The sequence below is a fragment of the Cycloclasticus sp. genome (assembly GCA_040743155.1).
GTDB lineage: Bacteria > Pseudomonadota > Gammaproteobacteria > Methylococcales > Cycloclasticaceae > Cycloclasticus.
In genome coordinates this window covers 2,190,787-2,207,170 of the sequence record JBFLJU010000001.1, presented here as the reverse complement: position 1 = coordinate 2,207,170, position 16,384 = coordinate 2,190,787, and the positions used below count along the sequence as shown (strand labels likewise).

General features: G+C 45.5%; 16 protein-coding genes. 3 read left to right on the top strand and 13 right to left on the bottom strand.

Features of this window, described 5'->3' with window-relative positions; translation table 11 throughout:
• Positions 1–338 precede the first annotated feature (338 nt).
• From AB1Y31_10590 to AB1Y31_10580, 3 genes are read left to right on the top strand one after another with little or no spacing between them, the layout of a single operon-like run.
• Positions 339–3,059, top strand: a complete 2,721-nt coding sequence (locus tag AB1Y31_10590) for an MMPL family transporter (GenBank protein MEW4983622.1) — start codon at positions 339–341, stop codon at positions 3,057–3,059.
• Complete coding sequence (locus tag AB1Y31_10585) at positions 3,059–3,886, top strand: outer membrane lipoprotein-sorting protein (protein MEW4983621.1); 828 nt, start codon at positions 3,059–3,061, stop codon at positions 3,884–3,886. Before AB1Y31_10590 ends, AB1Y31_10585 begins: the two co-directional genes overlap by 1 nt.
• Before the next feature lie 18 nt (positions 3,887–3,904).
• On the top strand, positions 3,905–5,302 hold the full coding sequence (locus AB1Y31_10580) for a hypothetical protein (GenBank protein ID MEW4983620.1): 1,398 nt from the start codon (positions 3,905–3,907) through the stop codon (positions 5,300–5,302).
• An 89-nt stretch (positions 5,303–5,391) separates the two neighbouring features.
• Here AB1Y31_10580 and AB1Y31_10575 read toward each other — a convergent pair whose 3' ends face one another.
• From AB1Y31_10575 to AB1Y31_10515, 13 genes are all read right to left on the bottom strand, one after another.
• Positions 5,392–6,774 carry an SLC13 family permease gene (locus AB1Y31_10575; GenBank protein MEW4983619.1) on the bottom strand — a complete coding sequence of 461 codons (1,383 nt, stop codon included), beginning with the start codon at positions 6,772–6,774 and terminating at the stop codon, positions 5,392–5,394.
• Positions 6,775–6,778: 4 nt separating this feature from the next.
• Complete coding sequence (locus tag AB1Y31_10570; GenBank protein ID MEW4983618.1) at positions 6,779–8,935, bottom strand: YgiQ family radical SAM protein; 2,157 nt, start codon at positions 8,933–8,935, stop codon at positions 6,779–6,781.
• Positions 8,932–9,351 (bottom strand): DUF1499 domain-containing protein, encoded by a 420-nt coding sequence (locus tag AB1Y31_10565; protein ID MEW4983617.1) that lies wholly within the window; start codon positions 9,349–9,351, stop codon positions 8,932–8,934. Before AB1Y31_10565 ends, AB1Y31_10570 begins: the two co-directional genes overlap by 4 nt.
• Positions 9,348–10,100, bottom strand: a complete 753-nt coding sequence (tatC, locus tag AB1Y31_10560) for a twin-arginine translocase subunit TatC (GenBank protein MEW4983616.1) — start codon at positions 10,098–10,100, stop codon at positions 9,348–9,350. The genes AB1Y31_10565 and tatC overlap by 4 nt, the downstream gene beginning before the upstream one ends.
• 44 nt (positions 10,101–10,144) lie before the next feature.
• The gene (gene tatA / locus AB1Y31_10555; protein MEW4983615.1) at positions 10,145–10,357 is read right to left on the bottom strand and encodes a Sec-independent protein translocase subunit TatA; all 213 of its coding nucleotides are present in this window, start codon (positions 10,355–10,357) and stop codon (positions 10,145–10,147) included.
• Between the two features lie 37 nt (positions 10,358–10,394).
• The gene (locus tag AB1Y31_10550) at positions 10,395–10,712 is read right to left on the bottom strand and encodes a phosphoribosyl-ATP diphosphatase (protein ID MEW4983614.1); all 318 of its coding nucleotides are present in this window, start codon (positions 10,710–10,712) and stop codon (positions 10,395–10,397) included.
• Positions 10,709–11,095: a phosphoribosyl-AMP cyclohydrolase gene (gene hisI / locus AB1Y31_10545; GenBank protein ID MEW4983613.1), complete on the bottom strand. Its 387-nt coding sequence runs from the start codon at positions 11,093–11,095 to the stop codon at positions 10,709–10,711. The genes AB1Y31_10550 and hisI overlap by 4 nt, the downstream gene beginning before the upstream one ends.
• The gene (hisF, locus tag AB1Y31_10540; GenBank protein MEW4983612.1) at positions 11,092–11,865 is read right to left on the bottom strand and encodes an imidazole glycerol phosphate synthase subunit HisF; all 774 of its coding nucleotides are present in this window, start codon (positions 11,863–11,865) and stop codon (positions 11,092–11,094) included. Before hisF ends, hisI begins: the two co-directional genes overlap by 4 nt.
• Position 11,866: 1 nt before the next feature.
• Positions 11,867–12,601: a 1-(5-phosphoribosyl)-5-[(5-phosphoribosylamino)methylideneamino]imidazole-4-carboxamide isomerase gene (gene hisA, locus AB1Y31_10535; GenBank protein MEW4983611.1), complete on the bottom strand. Its 735-nt coding sequence runs from the start codon at positions 12,599–12,601 to the stop codon at positions 11,867–11,869.
• Positions 12,602–12,621: 20 nt separating this feature from the next.
• A complete protein-coding gene (gene hisH, locus AB1Y31_10530) occupies positions 12,622–13,266 on the bottom strand; it encodes an imidazole glycerol phosphate synthase subunit HisH (protein ID MEW4983610.1) in 645 nt (214 codons plus the stop codon).
• Positions 13,267–13,287: 21 nt separating this feature from the next.
• Positions 13,288–13,881 (bottom strand): imidazoleglycerol-phosphate dehydratase HisB, encoded by a 594-nt coding sequence (hisB, locus tag AB1Y31_10525; protein ID MEW4983609.1) that lies wholly within the window; start codon positions 13,879–13,881, stop codon positions 13,288–13,290.
• A 92-nt stretch (positions 13,882–13,973) separates the two neighbouring features.
• Positions 13,974–14,228 carry a MoaD/ThiS family protein gene (locus AB1Y31_10520; protein ID MEW4983608.1) on the bottom strand — a complete coding sequence of 85 codons (255 nt, stop codon included), beginning with the start codon at positions 14,226–14,228 and terminating at the stop codon, positions 13,974–13,976.
• Positions 14,229–14,283: 55 nt separating this feature from the next.
• Positions 14,284–16,143, bottom strand: a complete 1,860-nt coding sequence (locus tag AB1Y31_10515; GenBank protein ID MEW4983607.1) for an aldehyde ferredoxin oxidoreductase family protein — start codon at positions 16,141–16,143, stop codon at positions 14,284–14,286.
• Between the last annotated feature and the right edge of the window lie 241 nt (positions 16,144–16,384).

Genomic DNA, 16,384 nt, shown 5'->3' with positions numbered 1-16,384 from the left:
GTTAATAAAAACCAACAAATAAGCGTAACGATAATTGCGCCGATGAGGTTTAACACAAATTCTTCTCTTGCCATTTGCTGACTATGTGGCTTTTCACTACGGGAGCAATATTAAGTGGAAGATACGTAAAAGGTTTTACGATTCGGAGCGTGGTTAGTTTCTGCGTAAACAAAATACCATTGAGTTAGTGCTGAGTGATTTTCCTAAAAGAGTTGTTAATATTTTATGACATATTTAACGCAACCGAATTGACGCAAGTCATTATATGAATATTCCTTTTGGCTATATAATGGCATTTATTACTTAAAATTCACATTATTAGAAAAGGGGCTAAAGAGGTGAGCACAGCAATCTATCAAACGGCGAATAGATCACTAGTAAATTTTTCTATAGAGAGGCCAACGTTTATTAGTCGTTTAATGTGGGCATCAACATTAATCATTGTGATGCTGGCCGTTTTGCCATCTGTGTGGCCAAAAACGTTCAGTCTTCTAGAGCCTTTGGTCGTTGATACTGACCCTGAAAACATGCTTTCTGCCGATGAGCCCGTTCGGCTTTTTCATAATCAAATGAAAAAAGAATTTTCACTTAATGACATTGTGGTTGTTGGCGTTGTAAACGATAAAACGGAAAGCGGTGTTTTTACACCAGAGGCACTCCAGCACATTTTTGAATTGACGCAGTTTGCTAAAACATTGAGTTGGCCTGATAAGGAGAACCCAGCACAGCAAGCGGGTGTTATCGAAGTAGACATCATTGCACCATCTACGGTTGAAAATATTGAACAAGGTGGTTTAGGTTCGGTAAATTTTAGCTGGCTTATGCCAACCCCACCAACAAATAATGAAGAGGCATTAGCCGTTCGAGACCGCGCAATGAATATTCCTTTTTTGAAAGGAACACTTGTTAGTGAAGATGGCAAAGCAATCGCACTTTATTTGCCGTTAACTGACAAGCATCTTAGTTATCAGGTGCGTGAGGCCTTGTTAAATAAAATTGATGAGTGGGGTGAAACTGAGGAGTCTTATTACATCACTGGGTTGCCCGTTGCAGAAGATACCTTCGGTGTTGAAATGTTTTACCAAATGGCTATCTCTGCCCCGTTCGCAATGTTAGTTATTTTTCTATTGTTATGGTGGTTTTTTAAGAAGATTATTTTTGTTATTTCGCCAATGATCATAGCGATGGTCTGTGCTTTATCGACGATGGGGTTGTTAATTATTACCGGTAATACCATCCATATTATGAGCTCGATGATTCCAATCTTCATCATGCCAATAGCCGTTCTTGATGCTATTCATATCTTGTCGGATTTTTTTGACCGCTACCCAACAATAAAGGATCGACGGAAAACCTTAATTGAGGTTATGAATACACTGTTTTCACCGATGCTCTATACCACGTTAACTACCATTGCTGGTTTTGCATCGCTTGCGTTGACACCGATTCCGCCCGTGCAGGTTTTTGGTGTTTTTGTGTCCATTGGTGTTTTCTTTGCTTGGTTCTGGACGATTACGTTTGTTCCAGCATTTATTATGTTTATCCCCGAAGAAAAGCTAGCTGCTTTCGCAAACCATGGAAATTCTAGTGAAGATCAAGAACATACAGCCATGGGGCGCTTTTTAAAGCTAGCGGGGAAAGGCATTTATAAACGCTATCGTTTTATTTTAATTTTGACCCTGCTTGCTGCAGGAACTGCTGCCTATGGTATTAGCAAAATTAACATTAATGACAACCCTATTAAATGGTTTGGCCCAGAGCACTCAATCCGCATTGCTGACAGAGTGATGAACGAGCATTTTGCAGGAACTTACATGGCTTACCTTGAATTGGAGCAACCAAGTGAATATAGAGCGAGTCAAAATGAAAATGCGGCGCAACTGTCTCGTATGGAGAGTGAATTATCAAGATTAACTAAGGAGGGGGTCGTTAATGTTGATACGGTATTTAGTCAGCTGACAAAAAAGATACAGCAAATTAAACAGAGTACTCCTGCTTCGGCTGATGAGCAGAGTAAGTTACTTGATGCTTATCTAGATGAGCAGCTCGATAATACGTCTGACGAAGAATTTGATGCTTGGGATCAGGCGCAGCTTTTTGTTGATAGTGAACGACAACGTGCTGAGCTTTTTAAACAGCCTGAATTATTGGAATATATCGCTAAACTTCAAGCATATTTAACCAGCTTAGATGTGGTTGGTAAGGCTAATTCACTTGCGGATATAGTTAAAACAGTGCATCGTGAATTACTACTGGGTAATGGAAAAGAGTTTCGCATTCCGGATACCTCAAATGCCGTAGCCCAGACGTTAATTACCTATCAGAATAGCCATCGTCCTCAAGATCTCTGGCATTTTGTCACGCCCGACTATCGCAAAACAAACCTATGGTTACAACTGAAAAGTGGTGACAACCAAGATATGTCAGCTGTTGAAGGTGCGTTGGCAGAGTGGATGGAAGACAACCCACCTCCAATGGGACTTCAGGCTAACTGGTTTGGTCTGACACATATAAATGTTGTTTGGCAAGATAAAATGGTTAATGGCATGGTCAGTTCTTTTAGTGGCAGTTTTATAGTTGTCTTCATTATGATGGCTATTCTCTTTCGTTCAGTGCTTTGGGGTGCTCTTGCGATGGTGCCGCTTACGGTCACCGTTGGTTTGATCTATGGTGTTATTGGTCTAGTCGGAAAAGATTATGATATGCCCGTTGCGATTTTAAGTGCGCTTAGTTTAGGGCTTGCGGTGGATTATGCGATCCATTTTCTGGCGCGGGCTCGAGAGACGGTGAAAGAAGTTGGTTCATGGCAGGCCGCTGTTGGCCCAGTATTTGGAGAGCCGGCACGTGCTATTAGCCGTAATGTCATTGTGGTCGGCTTTGGTTTTTTGCCATTGCTGGCAGCTCCCTTGGTTCCTTATCAAACGGTGGGTATTTTTATAGCTGCGATTCTTTTCTTAGCGGGCGTTGCTTCGTTGATGATTCTGCCAGCAATGATTACGCCGTTTGAGCGATCTCTTTTCCCCAGTCTAAAGACTAAAGAAATAACAGAGGATAAATAATGAAAAAATTCATTAAAAACGCAATAAGCACGCTTTTTATAAGTGTTGGAATACTCGGAAGTAGCGTGGCATTGGCAACGCCCAGCATTGATGAAATTGTTAACCGAACCAACTATGTTGCCTATTATCAAGGGCTTGATGGTAAGGCTAAGGTCAAAATGACCATTACCGATGCGCAGGGGCGAGAACGCACACGCCAGTTTGTTATTCTAAGGAGTGATGAACCGCAGACTGATTCATTAGCAGGCGGTGAATATAGAGGTAATCAAAAAATGTATGTCTATTTCAGTCGCCCTGCGGATGTAAATAAGATGGTTTTTTTAGTATGGAAGAATGTAGGTGGCCTGGATGATCGTTGGCTTTATCTTCCGGCGTTAGACCTTGTTAAACGAATAGCATCCTCGGATAAACGTACCAGTTTTGTTGGTTCAGATTTCTATTATGAAGATGTTTCAGGGCGTAATCTTGAGGACGATACGCACGAACTGGTCAGTACAGATAATAACTATTATGTCATCAAAAACACACCCGTAAACCCTGATTCTGTTGAGTTCTCTTATTACACCATGTATATCCATAAAGAGACTTTTTTGCCTATCCAGACGGAATACTATGACAAAAAAGGTGTCTTATACCGAATCAATAAAACACTCAAAGTCGATACTATTGAGGGATTTCCAACGGTTACAAAATCGAGCATGGAAAATTTGAAAACAAAAAGTAAAACGCTAATGGAGTATAGCAAAGTGAGTTATAACTTAGACTTGCCCAAAGAGATTTATACAGAGCGTTTTTTACGCAAAGCACCGCGAAAACTGCTGCGCTAGCTACAGCCGGTGTTTAGGGTGAGTAAACGACAAGGTATGGTTTTTTTGATGGCCGCATTATTTATGCCATTAATTCAGGCCGCTCCCCCTGAGTTGCCCTCGGGTCTATCTGGAGGTGCGCCTGCAATGCCTAGTGGGCTTAATCCTACACCTGCTCTCCCGATTGGTTTAGGCACGGAAGGCTCTGCTGGCACTTCATTGTTAGATTCTAATGATGAAGTAGAACTATTCAATATCAGTGGCTTTTGGGAGGCGCGAGGTGGCTTCCGCACACAGTCGGACTCCCACCAGCGGGGTACATCCATTGGAGAAAGTAGACTTCAGCTTGAATTACAAAAAGAGTTTGAGTCATTTTCGATTAATCTCACGACCGATCTTCTATACGACACAGTTGATCGCCAGCGCCATATTGAGCTGGAACAGGGTAAGGGCTGGATTGACCTTCGCGAAGCAAATATTGAGTTTAGCCCAACCGACTTTGTAGATGTGAAGCTGGGGCGACAGGTTCTAACGTGGGGAACAGGTGACTTGCTGTTTATTAATGATATGTTCTCCAAAGATTGGAACTCTTTTTTTATTGGGCGTGATGAGGAGTATCTAAAAGCTCCCTCTGATGCGATAAAAACCTCATTTTTTAGCTCAGTTGCCAATATTGACCTAATTGTTAACCCCCATTTTGATGCGGACCGTTATATTGATGGACGTAGGGTTTCATTTTTTGACCCAACCTTGGGTGCGATTACTGGACAAAATGCCATCGTTAAGACCGACCAACCACAGGGTTCGGAGGTATCTCTTCGTGTTTATCAAACAGTTGGCACCTATGAGTTAGCGTTCTATGGCTACGATGGCTTTTGGAAAAGCCCCGCAGGGTTTGATGCCTTAGCTGGTGTTGCAATCTTTCCTGAACTTCGTGTTTATGGCGCAAGCGTGCGAGGCCCGTTGTCATCAGGGATTGGTAACGTTGAAGTGGGTTATTATGATTCCAAAGACGATAGCAACGGGAAAGATTCATTAATTAATAACAGTGAATTTCGATTTCTTGTGGGCTATGAACAAGAGCTGGCTAAAGATCTAACATTGGGTGTCCAATATTACCTAGAGTGGTTGCTGGACTATGATGGATATCGTGATGGCTTGCTAGTTGGCAGCCCCCAACGTGATGAGTATCGCCACCTAATCACAACACGACTAACCTGGCTAACCTATAACCAAAACCTACAATGGTCATTATTTGTTTACTATTCTCCATCGGATGCTGATGGCTATCTGAGGCCAAAACTACACTATAAAATTGATGATAATTGGTCAGCAGAAGTAGGTGGGAATTTCTTTGTCGGTGAACGGAAGCATACTTTTTTTGGCCAATTACGCCACAATAATAATTTGTTCGCGGCGGTCCGTTATGGTTTTTAAGCGGAGTTTCATTTTTTATAAATAATAGGGGAAATAAATAATAGTACACATAAAATGCCGGTCTTTAGCATACGAGGAGTAGGTGTTTATCAAGTAAAGGTAAACCAACAAATAAGCGTAACGATAATTGCGCCGATGAGGTTTAACACAAAACCTTCTCTTGCCATTTGCTTACTGTGTACGTGTCCGCTACTAAATACGATGGTGTTGGGCGCGGTAGCAACGGGCAGCATAAAGGCACAGCTGGCGCTGAAGGTGGCGGGAATCATCATAAGCAGCGGATCAATATCTGCATTGATGGCGGTGGCGGCTAATACGGGCATTAGCATCGCGGTGGTCGCGGTATTGCTAGTCGCTTCGGTCATAAAGGTGACGCTGAGGGCAATCACAGCCATCATGCCGATAATACTAAAGGCAGTAACTGTGGAGAGTTGTTCACCAAGCTGTGCGCTTAAACCAGAAATAACAAAGGCTTTGGCGAGACAAATGCCGCCACTGAATAGTAATAAAATCCCCCAAGGAACCTGTTGTGCAGTTTTCCAGTCCAATAGTTTCTGCTTGTTGCCGTTAGGGATAACAAACAGTGCAATCACCGCAAGGAAAGCCACGGATGCATCGTTGGCATGAGGTAAATTTAGCCAACCGCTCCAGCCGCCAAATGGCTCGCGGCGTGTTACCCATAAAAAGGCGGTTAACGCAAAAACAACCATCACGCGGCGTTCGTGGGTCGTCCACGCACCTACTGTTGGCAGCTGTAAGCCGCCTGTGTGCTCTAGCCCGCGCGTTAACCAAAGCCAGATAATGGGTATAAAGAGAATAACTAAGGGTAAGGCCCACGACATCCACTGGGTAAAACTGATTTGTAGTCCGGTGTTTTCTTCGTACACCTGCATGAAGATGAGGTTGGGTGGGGTTCCTATGGGTGTGCCAAGGCCGCCGATACTGGCAGAGTAGGCAAGGCCAAGTAATAAGGCCAGCGAAAGTTTTTTATTATTAGCGCTATCGACAACGGCGAGTGCAACCGGTAATAGCATCAGTGTTGCGGCGGTGTTTGATATCCACATACTGAGTGTGGCGGCGGCAACCATAAAGCCTAAGACTAAGCGTCTGGGGTTGTTGCTGCCAAACCAGTGCACCATGGTGAGTGCAAGCCGGCGGTGTGCGCCGCAGTGTGAAATAGCGGTGGATAATAAGAAACCGCCGAGTAGTAATAGCACCAATTTATTGCCGTAAGCGGCGGCTACTTGCTCTCCGGTCAATACCCCGGTTAATGGGAAAAGTGCGAGCGGTAGTAGGGATGTAACAGGAATGGGTACGGGTTCAAAAATCCACCAGCTGACACACCAGACGGCAACGGCAGCGGTGATGGCAATGTCTGTGGTATCACCGCTGTGTAACCAATAAAAAACGAGCAGAGCAAGTACAGGCCCTAAAAAAAGGCTGCCTTGCTTTAACGCGGCTTGGCTATTCACTCTGTTAGCGCGAGGACTTTTTATTTTTAAAGGGTTTGTAGCCTTGCGAGGTATGTTTGGTTAGAAACTTTTTGGTACCGGCTTTCGCTTTGTATTTCCCCGCGTTTGGCTTGCTAGGAATTAAGCAATTGGGTCCATCACCGATCAGGTTCTTTTTACCCATTTTGAGTAATAGGTCTTTAATAACTGTCCAGTTATTCGCGTCGTGATAGCGCAACAGTGCCTTATGAAGGCGGCGCTGTTCTATCTTTTTAACCGTGTTTATTTTTTCGCTTTTGTAGCTTAGGCCTTTAAGTGGGTTTCTGCCGGTGTGGTACATCGTGGTAGCAGTCGCCATCGGAGAAGGGTAAAAGGTTTGCACTTGGTCGGCCTGAAATTTATTTTTCTTGAGCCATAGCGCAAGGTTCACCATGTCTTCATCTTCTGTACCCGGATGAGCGGCAATAAAGTAAGGAATAAGGTACTGTTTTTTGCCAGCCTTTTTGGTGTATTTCTCGAACATCGTTTTGAACCGATCATAGGTGCCAATGCCCGGCTTCATCATTTTGGATAAAGGCGCTTGCTCGGTATGCTCTGGGGCAATTTTTAGGTAGCCGCCGACGTGATGAGTCACTAATTCTTCAACGTATTCAGGCGACTCAACCGCTAAATCGTAACGCAGGCCGGATGCAATTAGGACGCGTTTAACACCTTTAATGTTGCGGGCCTTTTTATAGAGTTTAATCAGTGGGTCGTGATTGGTGTTCAGGTTTTCGCAAATACCGGGGTAAACGCAGGACGGGCGACGGCAAGCGGACTCTATGTCTGGATCCTTGCAGGCAAGGCGATACATATTAGCTGTTGGGCCGCCAAGATCGGATATTGTGCCGGTAAAACCTGGTGTTTTGTCACGAATGTCTTCGATCTCGTTCAAAATAGATTGTTCTGAACGATTTTGAATAATCCGCCCCTCGTGTTCGGTGATGGAACAAAAGGTGCAACCGCCAAAGCAACCGCGCATGATATTAATGGAAAAACGAATCATTTCGTACGCCGGAATTCGTTTGCCTTCATACTTTGGATGCGGTACACGTTGATACGGCAGGGCGAATACCTCGTCCATTTCTTCGGTTGATAATGGAATGGGCGGCGGGTTTAGCCAAACGTCTTTGCCGTCGTTATTTTGCACTAGTGCGCGAGCGTTGCCGGGGTTGGTTTCTAAGTGTAAAACGCGTGAGGCGTGTGCGTATAACACCGGGTCGCTTTTTACTTTTTTATAGGCTGGTAAGCGAATAACGGTTTTCGCGCGATCTGTTTTGCTGTGTTTGGGTAAAAAGCTTAGTGTTACTAGCTGGCTGCCATCACCTGCTTCGGGGCCGCTGCTGATTTGACACTTGCCACCGGTTGCTGCGGCGCGCTCTTCATCTGACTGATAGGGGTTGTGGTGTGGATCAATTTTGCCAGGCCGGTCAACGCGGGTGGAATCAATCAGGGTCCAACCGTCGGGTAAGTTTTGGCGAACAAAAGAGGTGCCGCGAATGTCGGTAATCTTCTCGATGGGCTCATTCTGTGAAAGACGATACGCTAACTCAGCAATGGCGCGTTCGGCATTGCCGTATAACAAAATATCGGCTTGCGAATCGATTAAAATGGAGCGCCTTACTTCGTCGTCCCAGTAGTCGTAGTGGGCGATTCTGCGCAGGCTAGCTTCTATACTCCCCAGAACGGTAGGTACCTCGGGAAAGGCTTCCTTACAACGCTGGGTGTATGCGATGACGGCGCGATCGGGTCGGCGACCCGCTTTGTCATCGGGGGTGTATGCATCGTCAGATCGGGCGCGTTTATCCGCCGTGTAACGGTTAATCATCGAGTCCATATTGCCGGCTGCAATCCCGAAAAACAGGTTGGGTTTGCCTAAGCTTGAAAAGTCATCGGCGCTTTGCCAATTAGGTTGGTCGATAATGCCAACTCGAAACCCTTGTTTCTCCAATAAGCGACCGATAACGGCCATACCAAAACTGGGGTGGTCTACATAAGCATCGCCAGTAACGATAATAATATCGCAGCTATCCCAACCGAGGGTGTCCATCTCTGCGCGAGTGGTGGGTAAAAATGGCGAAATGCCATAACATTCAGCCCAATATTTTGGCTGTGAAGATAGCGGCTTGGCAGTTGGCATCATTGGATGATTCCCTCGTCTTTTAGTAGTGCGCGTAGTCGTTCAACGCGTCGTTTATTAACGCCAAAGTCGTAATACCCGGTTCGAGAAGCCGAACGCACGTGAAGAAGGCCTTGTTCTGTATCGATGATTAAGTCTAAGTCATCGACAAAGCCAAAAACACGGCTGCTTATTTCTGCGCTTAGCTGCTGTGCGTCGTGGCTAACACTGATATTTGCCTCGAGTTTTTTTAGCGTCGCGTTGAGTTGTTGCACATTAATTTTAGTGCCTTTTTTTAACTGGAACGGCGTAATTGCGTGCTCATCAGTGGCCAGACTAGAGACACAGTTTGGCTTATTGGGGCAAGGTTTTAGTGCGTTGGGAGCGGCTGAGGTTTGTGAGTACATGATGATAGTGAGTAATATAAATAGATATTTCATGAGACAGTTTTTGCGGTTGCCTGAGGGACGAATTTTTTAGACATCAATAAGCCAATTTCAAATAATAGCCACATCGGCAAGGCTAATAAGGTTTGTGATATAACGTCTGGTGGCGTTAATAGCATGCCGACTACAAAGGCACCGACGACAATATAAGGCCTTTTTTCAGCTAAACTTTGCGGTGTTGAAACGCCTGTTTTTACTAATAAGAAGGTGGCAATAGGTACTTGAAACGCCATCCCAAAGGCAAAAAACAGGGTTAAAATAAAATCTAAGTATTTGCTGATATCGGTCATCACTGCGACACCGTCAGGCGCTGTTGCGGTTAAGAACTCGAAGATGAGTGGCATGACGACAAAATAGGCAAACAACATGCCGGTATAAAACAGGAAAGTGGCGGCACTTATTAATGGTAATGCGATGCGTTGTTCATGTTTATAAAGACCTGGGGAAACAAATAGCCAAATTTGGTAAAAAATCCAAGGGATGCTGATAAATAGGGAGAGCATGAGGGTTAATTTTAAAGGTGTTAGGAACGGTGAGATGACCTCAATGGCCACCATGCTAGTGCCTTCAGGCATGTGGGTGAGTAGGGGCTGCGCCAATAATGAATAAATGTCGTTAGCAAAAGGTGCGAGCGGTAAAAAGACGGCGAGCATACCAATAAGCGCGTGGATGAGACGCGTGCGTAGTTCAATTAGGTGAGAAACGAAGCTGGTTTCTTGGTCGTTAGAATTGTTGTCAGACATAAGGCAAAAACGTTATCAATCATAATGACTGATGAGTATTTTAGTTATTTGCTGGAGTCGTCTTTATCGGAGTCATCGTTAGCAACGGACTTTTGATCGTCAGCGCTCTTTTTTTCTTCGCCTTCTTTCATAGCACCTTTAAAGCCTTTAATGGCACCGCCCAAATCACCACCAAGGTTACGTAAGCGTTTTGTGCCAAACAATAAAAGAACAATAACGAGAATAATAATTAATTGCCAAATACCAATGCCACCCATAAGAGTTCCTAGCTACTTTGTTTTAAGTAGAGCCATTCTACTTGTTTCTATTGGCTTTTTCATCTAATCCGGATAGACCGAAGCGACGCTCTAGTTCTTTGAGTACATCATCAGAGCTCAAGTCTTGCTGTGCTAATAAAACGAGCGAGTGAAACCATAAGTCGGCGGTTTCATAAATAATTTGTTCTTTATCGCCTGATTTTGCGGCGATCACGGTTTCGGTCGCTTCTTCGCCGATTTTTTTGAGAATGCTATCGAGCCCTTTGTGGTACAGGCTTGCAACATAAGAAGAATCTGGTTCCTCTTGCTTGCGCTGCTGCAAAACATTATCCAGTTTTTTCAGTGTTTCATTCATGTTGAATAGATGGTTTTTGGGTCTTTTAAAACAGGGTCAGTTTCTTGCCATTGTTCATCGACAAGTTTTCGGTAAAAGCAACGTTCGCGTCCAGTATGACAAGCAATACCACCTTTTTGTTCAACCGATAGTAAAATAACGTCTTCGTCGCAATCTATACGTATATCGATGATTTTCTGCTGGTGGCCGGATTCTTCACCTTTATGCCACAGTTTATTGCGTGACCGTGACCAATAAACGGCGTGACCTTGTTCTGCCGTGAGTTGCAGTGCTTGCTTGTTCATCCAAGCGACCATGAGAATTTTACCCGTTGCGTGGTCCTGAGCAATGGCTGGCGCTAGTCCTTTCTCGTCCCACCTAACTGCTTCTAGCCAAGCGCTCACAAGCGAACCTCAATGCCGTTGTCTTGCATGTGCTGTTTAGCTTCACCAATGCTGTATTCTGCAAAGTGAAAGATGCTGGCAGCGAGCACCGCATCGGCTTTACCTTTGCTAATGCCATCGACTAAGTGATCTAAAGTGCCGACACCGCCAGATGCAATAACAGGCACTTCGACCGCTTCGCTAATGGCGCGAGTCAGTTCAAGATCAAACCCAATCTTAGTGCCATCACGGTCCATACTAGTGAGTAAGATCTCACCGGCACCAAAATTGACCATTTTTTTAGCCCACTCAATGGCATCAATACCAGTTTCTTTACGGCCACCGTGGGTGAATATTTCCCAGCGCTTTGCTTCGCCTTCGGCGGTGACACATTTGGCATCAATCGCCACAACAATGCATTGTGAGCCAAATCGTTCGGCGGCTTCCCTAACAAAATCAGGGTTGGAGATGGCGGCGCTGTTTATGCCAACTTTGTCGGCACCTGCTTTTAACATGCGGCTAATGTCGGCTAATTCCCGAATGCCGCCGCCAACCGTCAGAGGTATAAAAACTTCATCGGCAACTTGTTCGATAACATGCACCATGGTCTCGCGGTTATCGGAGGTCGCAGTAATATCAAGAAAAGTGATTTCGTCCGCGCCTTCTCGGTCATAGCGCCTAGCGACTTCGACCGGGTCGCCCGCATCGCGAATATCAACAAATTTAACGCCTTTGACAACGCGCCCATTATCAACGTCTAGACAGGGAATAATGCGTTTAGCGAGCGCCATATTAAGCGAATGAACCGGCTAGTTTTTCACCTTCGGCGAAGTCCAAGGTTCCCTCGTAGATGGCGCGTCCAGTGATGGCGCCCATAATACCGTCATCGGCCACTTTTCCTAGGGCATGAATATCATCCATATTGGTGATGCCGCCAGAGGCGATAACGGGGATGCGAATAGAACGAGCGAGTTTGGCCGTTGCTTCAACATTAACTCCCTGCATCATACCGTCGCGTCCAATATCGGTATAAATAATGGATTCTACGCCGTCATTTTCGAACTGCTGAGCTAAATCAATCACGTCATGGTTCGATAATTTGGACCAGCCATCAATAGCCACTTTGCCCTCTTTTGCGTCTAAGCCAACGATGATGTGGCCGGGAAATTCCGCACAAACATCACCGACAAAGTGCGGTGTGTTAACCGCTTTAGTTCCGATAATGACGTATTGTACGCCAGCGTTAAGGTAGGCTTGGATAGTGTCTTCATCGCGAATGCCGCCGCCGACTTGAATGATTAAATCAGGGTGCGCTTCGGCAATATCATGCACGACACCGGCATTCACTGGCTTGCCGGCAAATGCGCCGTCAAGGTCAACAAGGTGTAGGCGTTTAGCGCCTTCGTTTACCCAGCGAGTGGCTACTTCAACGGGGTTGTCAGAGAAGATGGTTTCATCGTCCATGCGGCCTTGGCGTAAACGGACGCATTTTCCATCTTTAAGATCAATAGCGGGAATAAGAATCATATCGATTGTTCCTGGTGGTGTTAGGACTTTCCGTCCCAGTTTAAAAAATTTTGTAGTAATTGTAATCCGGCGTGCTGGCTTTTTTCAGGGTGAAACTGAACAGCGACTATATTTTTCCACTTTATTGAACAAGGGAATGGTTCAGGGTAATCAGTCGTCGCGGTAGTGATTTCATTCGCCACTTTGCTGGCATGATAGCTATGCACGAAATAAAACCGCTCATCTTGAGCTGTGTTATCAAAAAGTGGAGTTTTTCTAGTGTAATTAACTTTATTCCAACCCATGTGTGGGATTTTAAGCTTTTCACCCTGAGAGTCTCTGGTGCCAGACTGGAATTTTATGACGTTTCCAGGAATGATGCCTAAGCAGTCTACGCCACCATTTTCTTCGCTATGCTCTAGTAGCGCTTGCATGCCAATACAAATACCGAGCAATGGCTTGCTTTTTGCGGCTTCTTTAATGGTTTCATCTAAGCCGCTGTCGTGTATGGCGGCCATGCAGTCACGAATGGCGCCAACGCCGGGAAAAACAATGCGATCAGCCGATAAGATGGTCTCTTTGTCCGAGCTCACAATGACGCGTGTGTTTGGCGAAGCGGTTGATAGTGCTTTTTCAATGGAATGGAGGTTCCCCATTCCATAATCGATAACGGCAACGGTGGCCATAATTTAGGTCTCGTTTTAGTGTTACAAGCAGCCTTTAGTGGAAGGAATAATGCCTTCCATACGAGAATCTCTTTCTAATGAGAATCGTAGCGCGCGGCCGAATGCCTTGAAAATGGTTTCTGCAACATGGTGTGCATTAACGCCTTTCAGGCTATCAATGTGTAGCGTTATATTGGCGTGGTTTACAAATCCTTGGAAAAATTCACGGAATAGGTCGACGTCGAAACTACCGATTCTAGCGCGTGGGAAATCCACATCATAAACCAGCCCTGGGCGACCAGAAAAGTCGATAACGACACGTGATAAGGCCTCGTCCAATGGAACGTATGCGTGACCATAGCGATAAATACCCTTACGGTCGCCAAGTGCTTCTGTCACCGCCTTGCCTAGGGTGATGCCAAGGTCTTCAACGGTGTGGTGTGCATCAATGTGTAAATCGCCTTTCGCGACAATGTTCAAATCAATCAGGCCGTGACGGGCTATTTGGTCGAGCATGTGTTCTAGAAAGGGGATACCGGTAGAAAAATCTGTTTTACCGCTGCCATCTAAGTTGATAGTGACAGAGATTTGAGTTTCTAAGGTGTCGCGATTAACAGTTGCTGTTCTGTTATTCATTTTATGGTATGTGTTTTATTGCAAGTAGACGTGCATTTTCCCAATAACGAGGAGGGATAGCAAGCGTGAAGTTATCGTTTGCGGATTATTTGTTAACCGCCTACAACGGGTGGCCAAAAACTGAGGGTGTCGCCGTCACAAAGCTGGGTCACAGCACGTTTGTCTTTATCCACGTAGATGCCGTTTAAAATGACTAGATGGAGATTCTTGTGAGATAAATTGGCGCGCTCGGCAATGCTCAAAATAGTATCGCCTGTTTGTAAGGGAAGTTTCTTTATTTCACCGCCAATATTTTCGGGCGCGACTTTTGCTAAAGAAGCAAAAAGTTTAAGTGTGATTTCTGACATATTGGTTAAGTCTTTGCGTAGCGGCCAATGTGACCGCCACGCAAGAGAGTATTGGTTAAAGTCCTAATCGTTGTTTTGTTTCATCTTTTAGCGTGCCGTCTTGGTTCCATCCACGAATCTCATAGTATTCAGGTAGCATTTTATCCAATTCGCAGACGTGGCCTTTTGCAGGGCCGGCTTTAATCGGTTCGCTAAGTAGGCGCGGAGGCAGCGTATCATCAGCAGCGGTAAAGCCTGCGTTGTTGTTGAACTCGCGCTCTAGGTTCCATACGCGTTCGCCTAATTGGCCGAGCCTTTCTGCTGTCCACTCGCCTTCGCAGGCGGCGTCAATTTGCTCAGCGACTTCTTCAAGACCTTGTGCGAACGATGAGAAGGTGCAGATTCCGGCCGAGTCAAAGACACTGGTTGTATCTTGAAACGCCATTAGTAATTCTGCTTTTCCTTCGGTGGCTAAAGGGTCTGTTTTGAATGGCACGCCTGCTGTTTCCGAGCCATTGGTGTAGCCACGAACGTGACAAGCACCGCGGTTAGACGTTGCGTAACCAAGGCCCATGCCTTTAACTGCGCGGGCGTCATAGGCTGGAAACTCTTGTCCCTTAACCACAATGGCGAGGTCTGGGCGGCCATACTTTTCACAAAAGCGCAACGAGCTTTGGGCAAGTTGTTGGCCAAAGCCTTCGTGTTTTGCAATAAGTTCAATGCATTCAACCATGGCTTCAGCATTGCCAAACCTAAGGTCAATGCCGCCGGTATCTTCTTTCGTTAGAATACCGAGTTCAAATAGCTCCATTGCTGCGGCAATGGTGGCGCCAGCAGAAATGGGGTCTAGCGCTTGTTCGTTGCAGACAAAGTTAGCGTAGGTAACGGCGTCTAAATCATCAACACCGGTGTCACAGCCTAATGCCCATGCGGCTTCGTATTCGTTGCCGCCTGAGTTTCCTTTGAAGTATTTGTGAATGTCTTCGCGGTTTTTGATACTGAAATGTTCAGGGTCAATGGTGGAGATGCGTCCGCAAGAAATAGTGCAAGCAAAGCAGCCAGCATTTCTGGTTAAGTTAGGTTTTCCGTCACTTGCCCTAGGAACTGCCATCGCTTCGCTAGAGAGTTTTGGTGCATTTTCGAAAATACTGTCTTGCCAGTTTCTGGCCGGCAGGGCGCCTACTTCGTTCATGTGGTTCATCATGACGTTTGTGCCTAATGCGCTGAGGCCGCCAACCATTTCATTTTCAGCAATAATTTTTTTGGCTTTGTTGGTGGCCTCAAAGAAGCGTTTAGGGTCTTTGATGTTGCCAACGCCTTTGCTACCACGGAGTGTCACAGCCTTAACGTTTTTAGAGCCCATGACAGTGCCAACGCCTGAGCGACCGGCAGCACGATGAAGATCATTAACGATGGCAGAATAAAGGTTGCCCTTTTCACCCGGTAAGCCGATAGCGGCGATTCTTAGTTGTGGGTCTTGGTGCTTAGTATGGAGCCACTCGTCGGCTTCCCAAACTGATTTTCCCCAAATGTCATCGGCCGGTAAAATTTCACATTTTTCATTTACGATGCTGATATAGACAGGTGAGCTTGCTTTGCCTTCTAAAATAATCATATCCCAGCCGGCACATTTCATTTCATTTCCAAAAAAGCCACCTGAATTGGAACAAGCCAAGGCATTAGTTAAAGGGCTTTTGGTGACGCAAGAATAACGACCGCCGGTGCTTGCCATGGTGCCAGTTAACGGACCTGTGACCATATAAAGCTTATTGTCAGGAGACAAGGGGTCGACTTTTGGGTCAACTTCGTCTGTTAAGTATCGGGTGGCGAGCCCTCTTTGACCGAGGTACTGTTCGGCCCACTCCATATTGAGTGGTTCTTCAGCAGATGTTCTGTCTGTTAAATTAATGCGTAGTACTTTTTTAGTCCAGCTCATGATCTCAACCCCATGTATTAGAATTCACTGAATATAGTAATTCTCATGGTGAGCAAAGACAATATGTTTTGCTAAATAAGTGCAACACAGGTGATTGTAAGCATATGCTTACGTTGATTGAGGCTGTAGATGATTCTTTGTGGAAGAGGATGGCCCTATACTTCCACCGTTGCTAAAGAAATTTATGAGAAGGATCTCACCAAACAAGGATTGTTTGCTACGGAAGTGTGAAGGATCACAC